This window comes from Virgibacillus sp. 6R, assembly GCF_001895305.1.
Lineage (GTDB): Bacteria > Bacillota > Bacilli > Bacillales > Amphibacillaceae > Virgibacillus > Virgibacillus pantothenticus.
The window spans coordinates 1,728,091-1,741,898 of the sequence record NZ_CP017762.1; the positions used below are offsets into that span (position 1 = coordinate 1,728,091).

At 35.0% G+C, this 13,808-nt stretch carries 13 protein-coding genes; 5 read left to right on the forward strand and 8 right to left on the reverse strand.

Going from position 1 to position 13,808, the window contains the following annotated elements:
* Positions 1-300: 300 nt before the first annotated feature.
* Complete coding sequence (locus tag BKP57_RS07960) at positions 301-1,239, reverse strand: DMT family transporter (protein ID WP_072741310.1); 939 nt, start codon at positions 1,237-1,239, stop codon at positions 301-303.
* A 282-nt stretch (positions 1,240-1,521) separates the two neighbouring features.
* On the opposite strand from BKP57_RS07960, the gene BKP57_RS07965 reads away from it, so the two are divergent.
* The 3 genes from BKP57_RS07965 (at position 1,522) to BKP57_RS07975 (ending at position 5,342) form a co-directional block, all read left to right on the forward strand.
* Positions 1,522-2,703, forward strand: a complete 1,182-nt coding sequence (locus BKP57_RS07965) for a galactokinase (protein WP_072741311.1) — start codon at positions 1,522-1,524, stop codon at positions 2,701-2,703.
* A 77-nt stretch (positions 2,704-2,780) separates the two neighbouring features.
* Positions 2,781-4,289, forward strand: coding sequence for a UDP-glucose--hexose-1-phosphate uridylyltransferase (gene galT, locus BKP57_RS07970; protein WP_156875299.1), 1,509 nt, complete (start codon positions 2,781-2,783; stop codon positions 4,287-4,289).
* Between the two features lie 15 nt (positions 4,290-4,304).
* Positions 4,305-5,342: an aldose epimerase family protein gene (locus BKP57_RS07975; protein ID WP_050351056.1), complete on the forward strand. Its 1,038-nt coding sequence runs from the start codon at positions 4,305-4,307 to the stop codon at positions 5,340-5,342.
* Positions 5,343-5,578: 236 nt separating this feature from the next.
* Here BKP57_RS07975 and BKP57_RS07980 read toward each other — a convergent pair whose 3' ends face one another.
* The 5 genes from BKP57_RS07980 to BKP57_RS08000 all read right to left on the reverse strand — a co-directional run bounded on the left by BKP57_RS07980 (position 5,579) and on the right by BKP57_RS08000 (position 8,161).
* Entirely contained in the window at positions 5,579-6,049 is a 471-nt protein-coding gene (locus BKP57_RS07980; RefSeq protein WP_072741312.1) for a UPF0158 family protein, read from the reverse strand.
* Between the two features lie 215 nt (positions 6,050-6,264).
* Entirely contained in the window at positions 6,265-6,894 is a 630-nt protein-coding gene (locus tag BKP57_RS07985; protein ID WP_050351054.1) for an NUDIX hydrolase, read from the reverse strand.
* A 289-nt stretch (positions 6,895-7,183) separates the two neighbouring features.
* Positions 7,184-7,321, reverse strand: coding sequence for a YvrJ family protein (locus BKP57_RS07990; protein ID WP_072741313.1), 138 nt, complete (start codon positions 7,319-7,321; stop codon positions 7,184-7,186).
* 365 nt (positions 7,322-7,686) lie between these two features.
* Positions 7,687-7,902 (reverse strand): DUF2922 domain-containing protein, encoded by a 216-nt coding sequence (locus tag BKP57_RS07995; protein ID WP_050351053.1) that lies wholly within the window; start codon positions 7,900-7,902, stop codon positions 7,687-7,689.
* Between the two features lie 34 nt (positions 7,903-7,936).
* Positions 7,937-8,161 carry a DUF1659 domain-containing protein gene (locus BKP57_RS08000; RefSeq protein ID WP_072741314.1) on the reverse strand — a complete coding sequence of 75 codons (225 nt, stop codon included), beginning with the start codon at positions 8,159-8,161 and terminating at the stop codon, positions 7,937-7,939.
* A 440-nt stretch (positions 8,162-8,601) separates the two neighbouring features.
* Here BKP57_RS08000 and BKP57_RS08005 point away from each other — a divergent pair, with 440 nt between their 5' ends.
* A complete protein-coding gene (locus BKP57_RS08005; protein WP_072741315.1) occupies positions 8,602-9,609 on the forward strand; it encodes an LCP family protein in 1,008 nt (335 codons plus the stop codon).
* A gap of 580 nt (positions 9,610-10,189) precedes the next feature.
* A complete protein-coding gene (locus BKP57_RS08015) occupies positions 10,190-11,179 on the forward strand; it encodes an LCP family protein (RefSeq protein ID WP_050351049.1) in 990 nt (329 codons plus the stop codon).
* A gap of 189 nt (positions 11,180-11,368) precedes the next feature.
* On the opposite strand, the gene BKP57_RS08020 is transcribed toward BKP57_RS08015, so the two are convergent.
* Complete coding sequence (locus BKP57_RS08020) at positions 11,369-12,424, reverse strand: glycosyltransferase family 4 protein (RefSeq protein WP_072741316.1); 1,056 nt, start codon at positions 12,422-12,424, stop codon at positions 11,369-11,371.
* Between the two features lie 199 nt (positions 12,425-12,623).
* On the reverse strand, positions 12,624-13,724 hold the full coding sequence (locus BKP57_RS08025; protein WP_072741317.1) for a glycosyltransferase family 4 protein: 1,101 nt from the start codon (positions 13,722-13,724) through the stop codon (positions 12,624-12,626).
* Positions 13,725-13,808: the final 84 nt, after the last annotated feature.

Sequence of the window (13,808 nt, forward strand, 5' to 3'; positions counted from 1 at the left end):
AATCAGTGGTGGTTTTCTTTCATCCCCCACTGATTGTTAGATAAACGAATCGGGCATTTAGGTGCTGTCATCTCCCACTTAGACTTGTTGTAGTATGGATTCGCCAATTCTTGAAGTAGGAGTCTTACAGTACCTTATATGCGGGATAAAAATTTAAAAAGAGAAGACTTGGCAAATACCAAGTCGTCAACAGCCATTTCCATTAATTCATATAAAAACTAAACAAATAACAGAATATTTTTATTGCAGAAATAGGTGCTCTACGTTTGCCGTTTTACTGTTTAAACACAATTTCTACTATTATGTCAGCTTTTCTTTAGCAGTACCTTTTCCTTTATAATTCACAGCAATGATGCCAACAGCAACTAACCCCAAAGCACCAATAATGTACAGATTCAGCTTCTCGGCTGGTATAAAGATTGCTGATAAAATGGCCCCAGAAACAGGAGTGATAAATTTATACATGCTGATCTCACCTGCTTTATTATATTTTAATATGGAATACCACAAAGCAAATGCAGCTGCAGATAATACTGCAGAGTAAACGAATAAACCAAACCCTAAAGGTGTAAAAATCATCGCATTACTTTCCAATTGTGGGACACCAAAGATTAACATGAGACTAGCTCCAATCGTTAATTGCCAGCCTGTTATAGCAAATGGATGGATGCCAACAGCTAATTCCTTTGCCATTATCGTTCCGATCGCACCCGTTAATGCTGCTAAAATCATATATCCTTCCCCAGTAAATTGGAAGCTAAGCTGTAACTCTTGCCCCCAATTGGCTACAATAATTCCTGCAAAACCAGCTCCTAATCCAACTCTTTTTTTCCCGTTCATCCGATCATTACTATAGAAAAAATGTGCTAATACAACCGTAAAAAACGTACCACTAGAAACCAATATAGCTCCCTGCATACCTGAAACATTCGCTAAACCATTATAAAAAAAGAAATATTGCAATCCTGTTTGAATGATACCAAATATTGTTAAAAATAACATTTGCCGTTTGGTAACAACTAATCGTTTTCGATCTACAAATAAAAGACCAATTAAGATCATTAAACCTGCCAGTAAAAAACGCATCCCCGCAAACACAATTTTCGCAATGGTATCATCTGCTGCCATTTGCAGCTCGGCATAGCTTACTTTCAAGACAGGGAATGCACTTCCCCATAAAATCGAACAAAAAATAGCGATACTCACAACAACCCACTTTTTCTCAAAAACTTGATTCACAAAATTCAGCTCCTAATAAATCGCTATTTACAATATGATAATTTTTCCCAATCTATTCTAGCAGTTTTCATAACTTTATTTTTTAAAATTAGCGATACAAAAACTATTTTCCGTCTTTAGTATTATAGATAAAGAATAACATAGATACAGTATCTTATAATGAAATGTAAGTAAGCTCTTGTCAAATTTATTGTTTTATTGTACAGTTAACTTAATTAATTAATTTAATTAAGTTAAAAGATAATCAATATGACCAAAAGCCACATTCAAGGAGGATACAAAATGAACATGAAAGATTTACAATCGAAATTTAAAACTATGTTTAATAATTTAGCTGAACCTTCTATCTGCTTTGCACCAGGGAGAATTAACTTAATTGGAGAACATACGGATTACAATGGCGGCTATGTTTTACCAGCGACGATCTCCTATGGAACCTATGCGTTTGGTGTAAAAAGGACAGATCATACATTGCGCCTTTTTTCTCTGAACTTTCCTGAAACAGGAATCATCGAATGCGACCTAAGCGACTTATCATTTCAGGAAGAGGATAGCTGGGCAAACTATCCAAAAGGTATGATTGAGGCGATTAAAAATAGGACTTATCCGATCCAAACAGGGGCTGACATTCTCTTTTATGGAAATATCCCTAATCAAGCAGGCTTATCATCCTCTGCTTCCATTGAATTAGTAACAGGAATTTTAATGGAAGAGCTGTTTTCATTCACCCTACCACGTCTCTCCTTAATAAAACTGGGGCAACAAGTGGAAAATCAGTACATTGGTGTGAACAGCGGGATTATGGATCAATTTGCCATTGGTTTAGGAAGACAAGAGCACGCCATCCTTTTAAACTGCAAAACAAATGATTACGAATATGTCCCTATTCATCTGCATGGTTTTGAAATCGTTATCATCCACTCCAATAAGCAGCGCACATTAGCTGAATCAAAATACAATGAACGATTCAATGAATGTAAAACAGCTTTAGAAACATTACAAACTGTGTTGCCAATTAAAAGTCTAAGCGATGTATCATTAGAGCAATTTAACGCTTATCAACATGTCATAAAAAATTCCACTATACGAAAACGAGCAAAACATGTTATTTCAGAAAATGAGCGAACGTTGCAAGCCAGTAATGAGCTAAAGAACGGAAACTTATCGGCATTTGGCAAGCTTATGAATGAATCCCACCAATCATTGCAACAGGATTATGAAGTAACTGGAAAAGAATTGGACACGATCGTACACGCTGCTTGGAAACAGCAAGGCGTACTTGGTGCTCGGATGACGGGAGCAGGGTTTGGAGGCTGTGCTATCGCCATTGTTGCTAAAGAAAAGGTAGCAGCATTTAAAGAAAATGTGAATGATATCTACAAGCGATCCATTGGTTATGACGCTTCTTTCTATACAGCAGCCATTGTTGATGGAGCCAGATCACTGGTCGAAGCTCATAAATAATAACAACCTTTTGATGTTTATCTGAAAAAAGTCATTATATTTTGAGCTTGTTCACTCTTTGGAAAGGAAGAACTAACATGCCGAACATTTATGTGCTGTTGGAAAAGCTTATCCAACAGGCTACAAACAAAAAGTTAATGGAACAGCTGGACACCGTCTATGTACAAAATCAAATTATGTCGTTATTAAAACTTGAATATATCCCGGATCAGATCGATAGCGGTGATTACCTTTCAGCGGATGATACGATTCCTAATCTGTTAGAACAAATCATTGCGTGGGCAATGGAGCGACAAATTATTGAAGATGTCTTCGATGACAAAGAAATATTTGCAGCTAAAATCATGAATTGCTTTATGGATAAGCCTTCAACGATACATGATAAATTTTATGAAAAATATGCAGAGTCACCTAAAGCAGCCACAGACTATTTTTATCAATTAAGTAATCATTCCAATTATATTCAAGTAAAACGCAGTCAGAAGAATATCTATTTTACAGCGAAGTCAGCGTACGGAGATATAGAAATAACGATTAATTTATCAAAACCAGAAAAAGACCCTGAACAAATAAAACGAGAGCTGGAATTGAAGCAAACGACAAATTACCCAAAGTGTGTCTTATGTAGAGAAAATGAAGGCTACGTAGGACGCACAGGATACCCAGCGAGAGCGAATCATCGCGTCATTCATGTTCCTTTATTAGACGAAAGCTGGTATCTGCAGTACTCACCGTATGTTTATTACAATGAGCATAGTATATTATTATCTAAAGAACATCGAGAAATGAAAATTGAAAGCGATACATTCGCTAGATTGCTAGCATTTGTAGAAAAATTCCCGCATTATTTCATTGGTTCTAATGCTGATTTGCCCATTGTTGGTGGTTCGATTTTAAGCCATGACCATTATCAAGCTGGCAGACATCCTTTTCCCATGACCAATGCACATCCAGCCTTTTCATTTGCAATCAATGGATTCCCTAGTGTCGAAGCGTCGATTTTAAAATGGCCATTATCTGTAATCCGTTTACGCAGTGAACAAAAAAATGAGCTTATTCAAACTGCAACACATATTTTAAACGTTTGGAAGAACTATACGGATGATGCTGTAGGAATTATTTCCTTTACAGATAATGTGCCCCATAACACGATTACGCCGATAGCGCGGATGCGAAAAGATATGTTTGAATTAGATCTCGTATTGAGAAATAATCGCACAACAACCGACTACCCAACAGGGATTTTCCATCCCCATATGGATGTACAACATATTAAAAAGGAAAATATTGGGCTAATTGAAGTGATGGGTCTTGCGGTTTTGCCAGCAAGATTAGAAACAGAGCTACATGAAGTAAAACAGTTCTTATTAAAGGGTGTAGATCATCTAGCTGACTATCACCATGACTGGGCAAATGAAATAAAAAATTCTTATCATTATTCTCAAATACAGGAGCATGTTGATACGATCATTCGGGATGAAGTGGGGAAAAAATTTATTAGCGCTTTAGAAGATGCTGGTGTTTTCAAACAAACAGAGACTGGAATGTTAGCATTCCAACTGTTTATTGAAAAACTTAATAAGTAACGGAGTGAATAGCAGATGGAGATAATAGAACAGACCGTTCTTGACAAATGGAAATTACGAACACTAATTAATGACCAAAATATGCGAGTTAGTTTTCTCGACTATGGTGGAGCGATTACTGAAATTATCGTACCTGATAAACATGGCTATATGGATAATGTCGTATTACATTACAATAGCTATGAAGAATACGAATCCAATCCATTCTATATGGGAGCTTTAATAGGGAGAGTCGCTGGCAGAATAGCTAACGCTTCTTTTTCAATAAATGGAACGCCCTATCAGGTCACTGCAAATGAAGGGCATCATCACTTACATGGTGGAATAAATGGTTTCAGTCATGTGCGGTGGCATGTTTCTACAGAACAAACAGAAAATGATATCCGTGCTATTCTTACCCATACAAGTCCTGATGGGGATAATGGCTACCCAGGAAATGTAGCTGTAACGGTCACCTATATTCTAACAAATGATAATGAGTTTATCATAGACTATGCTGCGATTACAGATAAAACGACTCCAATCACCTTGACGAATCATAGCTATTTTAACTTACGAGGAAGCAAGAAACAGACGATTAAACAACATTACGCTAAAATCGCCAGTAGTACTTGCTTGGAGGTAAACAAAGCACTGATTCCAACAGGTAAACAATTTGCAACCACACATACTCCTTTTGATTTTCAATTAGGTCGGCAATTCAATGACGGTATTTACGCAAAGCTTGAACAGAATATCATTGTTGGCAAAGGATATGATCACTATTTTTGTTTCGACAAAGGAAAAGATGAGCAAGTATGTTTATATGATAAAGAAACGGGGAGAACGCTCACTGTAAAAACCACTCAACCAGGAATGGTATTATACACAGGCAATTATCTACATGAAAAAAACGAGCACACGCCAACAACCTTTCTACGATATCAAGGAGTATGTATAGAAACACAGGGTACACCAGCTTCACTTGAACATAAACATTTGCCAAGCATTATTTTAGCACCCGGAGAAGCATATCAGCAAAGAACAGCTTTTTGCTTTGGGCTTGGAGGATGAATTTGTAAATGAACTGCCGCAATTCCAATTACTAAAACTACTAATTTTACGCAAAACAGACCAATTATGCTTGGGAGTGCCCATGCGTAATTGGCCTGAATACTTGTTATAAATAGTTGCTTTTTGCTATAAAATAAAAGAAACTGATTTACTACGGAAACATCTAAGCTGTTTTCTGTATTCTATACCTGCTTAGCATCACCGTTTTCTTCTGGAAGTATTGTGGAAACATTTAATTATTGATTAACATAATCTATTTCGTTTTTTTCACAAAAATTTATTGCAATTTCCTTTAAGCGATGATAACGGTAATCATACCATTCCTCTTCTATATCAAAAAATTCTATTTTATCTTTAAACCTGCGAAATGCTCCTTTACCACGAATTGCACTCAATAATTGCTCTTGAACTTGAGAATTTTTTACGGCAAGACAAAAATCTTCCATGATGTCATAATCATCTACTTCAAATTGAGTATTAATCTCTACATAATTTTCCTCATGATCTACGATATCTTCCGCAATCTTGAATACTTCTTTTTCCCAAGGCAATAAATTACGACCATCTTCTCCATCCTCAACCATAGGTAAGTAGTGTTTCAAAACATGAACAATTTCTCCCGTTTCCTTGTTCAAAAATACTAACGATTCATCTAAATGAAAATCCAACGCATCAATTAAGACCGATAACTTTACAATTTTTGACATTTTATTCTCCTCCTTTTTTAAAGTGAATCTTCAATCAGTGGGGCTTTCATTCATCCCCCAATGATTGTTAGTAACCAAGTGGATGACCTAAAAGCCACTTACGAAATAGGTATTTGGGAGTTGCTATCTCCCACTTAAACTTGTTGCAATACAAAGATACCCAACTCCTAAAGTGGGAGTCTTACAGTACCTTATATATGGGATAAATAACGACGTTAATTTTTTTTCTTTTCTTGCAACAAAGCTACAAAATGGGCTATAATTTTTGCGGTTAATCCCCAAATTACTTTATCTTGATAATAATAGAACAGTTCACTCATTTCCCGAGCATTCCAATCATAAGCTCTTCCACCTTGTATATCCTCATAAGGAAAATCCTGTTCTGGTATAACTTTAAAATTCACCTGATACACTTTTGGTTTTGTCTCCAGAAAAAAACGCAATGGGACCTGGAATACTTCTTCGACTTCTGCAGGATTAGGGACAATTTTCTCAGGGTTATGAAGGGTACCCGTAAACGGAAAGATAATTCTTCCGAAATCAGATACAATATAGTCCAAAGGGATAATGTTACGAATGTTTTCTTGGTTTACGCCCAGTTCTTCCGAGGTTTCACGCAATGCACAATGCAATTCACTTTTGTCGCTTTCATCCACTCTTCCACCTGGAAAACAAATATCTCCCGGTTGACTGCGCATATGCTTTGAACGAACTTCAAAAAGCAAATGGGTTTCATCTTCTATCTCTATCATCGGAATGAGAATACCAAATTCGCGAAAATTCTCCCGTCCTAAAATAGTCGGTCGTCGATTTTGTAACCGACTAATAATTTCTGATGTTTTCATTCTTTCACCCCCAACATGCTACCCACCTATCTTCATTATATATCACTCTATCATGAAGATGAAATAAACACGGATTTTTGTAATATTATGATATAAAGATATTTTTATAATTCAACACCAACCCCCTTCTTAAGATATAGGCCCGTTTAAATTTATTGTTTCTTTTTATCAACTTTTTAAATACAGACTTTAATGGATATGTCGATATTTCCCGGGAAATGAGTAAATATATAGAAGTTCATGGGATACTTTATTACTCTATAAAATAAGCGATGCAGATTCTCTCCCCTTATTGTTTCATTTTATCAGGCAATTCATAAATGGATGCAATTAAAACATTCAACTTTCCTTCAATACGGTGAAGCAGATAAAATGTTACCGCAACAGGGAATCCTACCTCTGTTATAAACGAAATCCACGTATCCATATGCTACGCCTCCTTTTATCATTTAAATTGTCACTTATAGTCGATCGAGCAAATGTTACATTTAAATTGCCTAAAGTAACTGATGCTCATGTTAAACAAACATTTGAAAGCATCGCATGCTTTAAATAAGGCGTTTCTTAGTCCGCTTACCCTTTTATTTATAGGGGATGCATCAGCCTTAAAATGAAAAAGCCCTTATCACCGGGAAGCTTTGCTCGTATAACCAATTTGAATGAATGAGTCCCTCATACCTTTCTGCTTATACACTTTCTTTGCAATTATTTAGCAGCTTCCACAAGCCCAACGCACTGAAGTCATCATACAATTGACCAGTAGCAACGCTACTGGTCATCTCTATACTAGTATTACTGCATTTCAATCTCTTCGACCATTCTTTCTACGATTCTTGCGCTCGATTTTGCGACTAACTCTCCACCATTAGAGGTGAAAGCATTCTGCACGATAATTTCGTCCATTGCTGCATTAATAGCTGCAGCATCAGCTGGCTCCACTGGCTGATCCATGGAATAAGTGACTATTTTCCCTTCTTGGTTCGTAAATTTTAATTCTAGTTTTTTCATGTCTTTACCCCCCTCCCTTCCATTTAATTTCCCACTATGCCTCGACAATTTTCGAGCTATCTTTACGTTGGATTGTCAACAGTGGAAGTTTCTGTAAACTGGCAACCGCTTGAGCAATTGCATATAACTGGTCAGATGTTGCAGTTGTTTTCACATTATGGAAGCTTTTCGATGTTATAAGTTGTTTTTCTGAGCCTTGCTCCGTGCCTTTACCAAACTCTAATCGTAACGACGAATCGGTTAGCGTTGAATTTGCCATGGGATCACCTCCTTCACATCTAAATTCGATGTAGAGAACAGATAGGTGGCAAAATGAACTTAAATTTCTAACAAGACGGATATTTTAAATACTATTTAATAAAATAATGTAAAAAGCAGGAGATTATTATAAAGTGAATCTTCAATCAGTGAGGTTTTTCATTCATCCTCCCGTTGTTAGTACTGTAATGGTATGACCTAAAAGTCTCTTACGAAATAGGGTATTTAGGTGCTGTTATCTCCTACCTAGACTTGTTGCTATACAGATTATATTATCCACCTACTGAAGTGGGAGTCTTACAGCACCTTATATACGGGATAAATAATTTCATCATTATTGGTTAAGAGTTATTTATCTTACAATAATGTAATCTAAATGTAATTTACGTCAGCTACATATAGTAGTAAAATGAAAAGTAGTATGTATAATGAGGTGTAATTATGTCGAAAAACCGTGAAAATATATTTCGAGTAAAAACACGAAAAAAAAGAAATAAGAAGAAACTTTTGTTTTTTTTAATTATTCCCTTAAGTCTTTTATTAGTAGCAACCGTTTCCTACGGTGCCCATGTCTATAAAACAGCCCAAGAAGCCGCCAATAAATCTTATGAAAAATTTGAAAGAGATGGGGGGAAATCCGCTTTAAGAGATGAATCAGTCACCCCCGTAGATGACAATGTCTCTGTACTTGTTATTGGGGTAGATGATAGTGAGGCACGTAATGAAGGCAACAGCAGATCCGATGCATTAATGCTTGCAACCTTTAATAAACAGAAAAAAGATGTAAACATATTAAGCATCCCGAGAGATTCTTATGTCAACGTTCCGGATTACGGGTATACAAAAATTAATCATGCGCACGCCTATGGAGGCCCCAGAAAAACCATCGATACTGTAGAAAATTTTTTAAATGTTCCAGTTGATTACTATGTTCGGTTAAATTTTGAAGCCTTTATTGAAATTGTAGACACAATTGGTGGAATTCAATATGATGTACCTTTTGAAATAAATGAGCTTGATTCAAATGATAATCAAAATGCCATTCAATTAATGCCAGGCTATCAAAATTTAAACGGTGAAGAAGCTTTAGCTTTAGCACGGACCAGAAAATACGATAGTGATTTTGAAAGAGGGAAACGGCAACAAGAAATTATTAAAACCATTTTTAAAGAAACTGCTTCTGCCTCTTCCATCCTAAAACTTGATGAACTCATTAATGCAGTGGGAGATAACATGAGTACAGACCTGACCTTCAATGAAATGAAGAGCTTTATGAGCTACGGACTAAATACGGACTTAGCCATAAACACAATTAATATCGATGGGCAAGGCAGTAAGATGCAAGATGGAATTTGGTACTATCAGGTAGATGAACAGAGCAGAAGTGAGATTGAAAATACGTTGCGAGAGCATTTGGATCTTCCTGTATCAAGTGCATGGCAAAATTAATTCGACAGTATGGATGAATAGGGTCTATACTCGATTTAATAAGAGTATGACAATTATTATTTTAAAATTTGATTTGTTTAACAATGAAATGCTTTTTAACCTCTTTTAATTCTATTGGACCTCGTAAATAATGCAGAGTGCGCCCTCTGTATAACTTGCGCTAATAGAAAAACTAAAGAGGTTTTCATAAATATAAGCTTTCAATTACCTTTACCTCATCTGCCTCAATCACTTGTCGTATTTTAATGTCATCTTTTATCACAATAACCATTGGATTAAAAACATTTTGTAGATTATTTAACCAAGAATATAAGTGATTTTGCTGAAAAATCAATGTTGTATATAAAATGGAACATCTATAACATGAATAGCATTTGTTATATTTCTTCGTCAACAGCAACCTTTTCCCATCTCCACTAGGCATTCTCAAGGCTGTAATAAGATTTTCATTTACGAATATACATATTCATAGTAAAATTATACTTAGTCTTGTAGATATCTTTAAGTTTTTCGACAAATATATACATTGATTATAACTAGAATTAATATAAATTCACTTTATTTTAAGGATGGTCCTGTAATGGATAATAAAAATCATAGAAGAGTAGTAGTACGAAGGAAAAGAAAACTGAAGAAAAGAGCATATTTGATACTTGTTCCGTTGATCCTTGCTTTTGTTGCTATTGCAGTTTATGCTTCATACTTATATACAAAAGCGGGTAGTGTTCTTTCTGAATCATATGAAGATGATGGCATGGAAAAATCAGATCTGAGAGAAGCTAAAGTTGATCCTGCTGTAGATAATGTATCAGTACTAATTATGGGAATAGATTCCAGTGATATTCGCAACAACGCAGACAACGCAAGAACAGATACTTTGATGGTTGCTACCCTGAATAAGGATGACAAGAGTGTGAAATTAGTAAGTATTCCACGTGATACTTATGTTTATATTCCTGAGGTTGGATATGAAACTAAAATCAATCATGCACATGCTTTTGGTGGTACCCAAGCTACAAGGGATACAGTTGAAAACCTCCTAGATATTCCCATTGATTATTATGTAAAGGTCAATTTTGAAGCATTTATTGATGTCGTTAATGCTGTTGATGGTATCACTGTTGATGTACCTTATGAGTTGAAAGAACAAAATTCCAAAGATCAGGCTAATGCAATACACTTGCTTCCTGGTGAACAAGAATTAAATGGTGAAGAAGCTCTTGCTTTAGCCAGAACAAGAAAATTAGATAACGATATAGAACGCGGAAAAAGACAACAGGAAATAATTAAAGCAGTAATTAGCAAAGCTATATCCTTAGATTCCATTTTAAAATACGACGATGTGTTAGAAGCTGTTGGCAGTAACATGACTACAAATATGACTTTTAGTGAAATGAAAAGTTTCATTGCCTATGGTACTAAAGGTAAAAATTTAGATTTTGAGACACTAACCCTAGAAGGGCATGATTATCAGCCAAATGGTTCCTATTATTGGCAGCTCGATCAGGAAGCTCTTTTAGAAACACAAAACAAACTAAAACGGCACTTGGATATAACTACTACAAACTGAACTAAAGCGACAAATTTCACACCCCAAAAGAAGTTAGTATGAAAACTTCCTTTGGGGTGTTTGTTGTAAAAATGGAGCGATTATACCAATAATAGTAAATAGTGCTATGCTGTTTAGTTAGACTTAATCTCCAATAATTTCTATGAAGGACGAAATAGCCGGATTAGTACCTATTTAGTCAGTTAATATTTATAACTTATGTCTAATCGCCTTTAAAAGGTTAGTTAGTGGTTTATAGCTACTATTAATTAATTCCAGGTTTTCAATGAGTATTTGCAATGCGAGAATTGAGATAGTAAAAATAACTATAGAACCCCATACAGTTGTCATAGAGAAAAAAATAGCAGCCAAACTAAACATTATACTTAGCGTATAAATAACTAATACCGTATGTTTATGTGAAAAACCCATCTTCAGCAACTTATGATGTAAATGGGAACTATCTGGACTTGCGAGTGGCTGATTATTAACATACCTGCGAATAATTGCGATAAGTGTATCTGAAATGGGCACTGCCAAAATAAATATAGGAATAACAAAAGAAATAAACGTTACATTTTTAAATCCTAAAAGTGCCAATACAGAAATCATATACCCCAAAAACAAAGCGCCTGTATCACCCATGAAAATTTTCGCAGGAAAAAAATTGTATTTCAGAAACCCAATTGTACTAAAGAAAAGCAATAGAGCCATCGTTGTAACATATACATCACCCATAATGATAGCCATTCCTGCCATTGTAAACAAAGCGATTGCCGAAACACCCGCAGCAAGGCCATCTAGACCATCGATAAGATTGATTGCGTTGGTAATACCTACAATCCAAAATACGGTTATTACTGAACTCATGACACCAAACTCAATTTGCCCCCCAAACGGAAAGTTAATATATTCAACTTGTAACCCTCCTTTAAAAACGACGAGGAAGGCTATTCCTACTTGAACTAAAAATTTAATTTTCGGTGAAAGAGATTTAATGTCATCGAAAACTCCTAACATAACTATCAACACAGCTCCAATAAGAATAACTGCATGGTAATTACTATCTGGTTGTAAAATCATTAAACCAAGCAAAAAGCTAATAAAGATAGCCACTCCTCCTAAAGTAGGGATTGGTGCTTTATGAACTTTTCGGTTATTTGGTTTATCAGTGACATTTAATAACTTGGAGAACTTAATTACGATTGGAGTTACTAACAAAGAAAATAGCAAAGTTGATAAGGCTAACAGAGCTATTTTAAGCATTTCGTTCACCTCATTTTCCCTAAGAAACATCTATGCCATTGAAGACACTAGATTGGCAAAAGCTAGTCCGATCAAATTGAATACGCTTCCACTAGTGTCGCTTTTCAATAAGAGTTATCATATCCCCCTTTTAACTTTAAAGCTAAGTGAAAGAACCTCATATCAATGACAAATCATATAGCAAAACTTAAACATACATTCAATTTAGACCTCGATATACATTATAAATGTTTTCGGCAAAAATCTCCAATGTAAATTTTTTTGAAGCATGCTGATACAGCTTTTCACCAATTAACGATAATTTTCCTTGTTTGTGAAAAAATAATGCATCTTTCATTGCAGCAATTATTTCCATTGTGTTAGCCGGTTTTACAATCCAACCGACTCCATTATTTACAATAAGTTTATTTACTTCCCCAACGTCTGACGAAATGACTGGGGTTTTTGCTTTAGCAGATTCTAATAGGACAAGGGGGAAACTTTCGCTTAAGGAAGTTAGTAAAGTCACATCTGCTATTTTATATAAGTGCTGTACATCTTTTCTATAACCTAAAAAGTGTACATTTTTTTCTATTCCTAATTCAAATACCATTTTTTTCAATTGATTATATAATCTACCATCTCCAGCAAGCATAAGATGACATTTACTATTTCTCTTTAAAATTTCCGAAAAAGCTTTTATAGCAAATTGATGACCTTTAACTTTTTCCAACCTGGCTACCATTAAAAAAATAAACTCATCCGCATTAATTCCAAAGTCGCGTTTTTTATAAATGTTTTTCACTCTTTGTTTAAAATCAATACCATTTAAAGTGGTTATTATTTTATTTTCATCAATTCCCGCATCAATAAGACAGTCTTTAAAAGGTTGTGAAATAGCTATTAATTTATTTGCATTCTTAACAGCATTCATATTTATCCTACTTAATAATTTTCCGTAGGTACCTTTTTCCATGAAATCTAGAAATGGATCACTATGGATAGTTACGACCCACTGAAAAGGCAACATTTTCTTCAATATACTTGTATACACATTTGCTCGAGGACCATGTGAGTGGATACAAGTAATTTTTTCCTGTTTTATAAATGAAATCATTTTTTTAATTAATGGAATACTAAGTTTAGAACTACTTGAAAAATGAACCGTTTTAATTCCTAATTGTTTTGCACGTTGCAAAAGTTCTCCCTGTTCCATAACACCGAGTATAAATTGTTTATCTTTAAATTCTTTCATTAACCCCAAAATATGATACATCCCCCCACCAGTTTCACTACCTGCGTTTAAATGTAGTACTTTCATTCGCTTACCTACTCTCCGTTATTATTAGTAAATTAATATAACCATGAGCATAGGATTTTATTATTCTTCGTGAATAGAAAATTA

Bases quoted from the DNA above. Each gene is read 5' to 3' on its own strand.
- BKP57_RS07965 (WP_072741311.1), top strand. From the start codon at position 1,522: ATGAACATGAAAGATTTACAATCGAAATTTAAAACTATGTTTAATAAT.
- galT (WP_156875299.1), top strand. From the start codon at position 2,781: ATGCCGAACATTTATGTGCTGTTGGAAAAGCTTATCCAACAGGCTACA.
- BKP57_RS07975 (WP_050351056.1), top strand. From the start codon at position 4,305: ATGGAGATAATAGAACAGACCGTTCTTGACAAATGGAAATTACGAACA.
- BKP57_RS07980 (WP_072741312.1), bottom strand. From the start codon at position 6,049: ATGTCAAAAATTGTAAAGTTATCGGTCTTAATTGATGCGTTGGATTTT.
- BKP57_RS07985 (WP_050351054.1), bottom strand. From the start codon at position 6,894: ATGAAAACATCAGAAATTATTAGTCGGTTACAAAATCGACGACCGACT.
- BKP57_RS07990 (WP_072741313.1), bottom strand. From the start codon at position 7,321: ATGGATACGTGGATTTCGTTTATAACAGAGGTAGGATTCCCTGTTGCG.
- BKP57_RS07995 (WP_050351053.1), bottom strand. From the start codon at position 7,902: ATGAAAAAACTAGAATTAAAATTTACGAACCAAGAAGGGAAAATAGTC.
- BKP57_RS08000 (WP_072741314.1), bottom strand. From the start codon at position 8,161: ATGGCAAATTCAACGCTAACCGATTCGTCGTTACGATTAGAGTTTGGT.
- BKP57_RS08005 (WP_072741315.1), top strand. From the start codon at position 8,602: ATGTCGAAAAACCGTGAAAATATATTTCGAGTAAAAACACGAAAAAAA.
- BKP57_RS08015 (WP_050351049.1), top strand. From the start codon at position 10,190: ATGGATAATAAAAATCATAGAAGAGTAGTAGTACGAAGGAAAAGAAAA.
- BKP57_RS08020 (WP_072741316.1), bottom strand. From the start codon at position 12,424: ATGCTTAAAATAGCTCTGTTAGCCTTATCAACTTTGCTATTTTCTTTG.
- BKP57_RS08025 (WP_072741317.1), bottom strand. From the start codon at position 13,724: ATGAAAGTACTACATTTAAACGCAGGTAGTGAAACTGGTGGGGGGATG.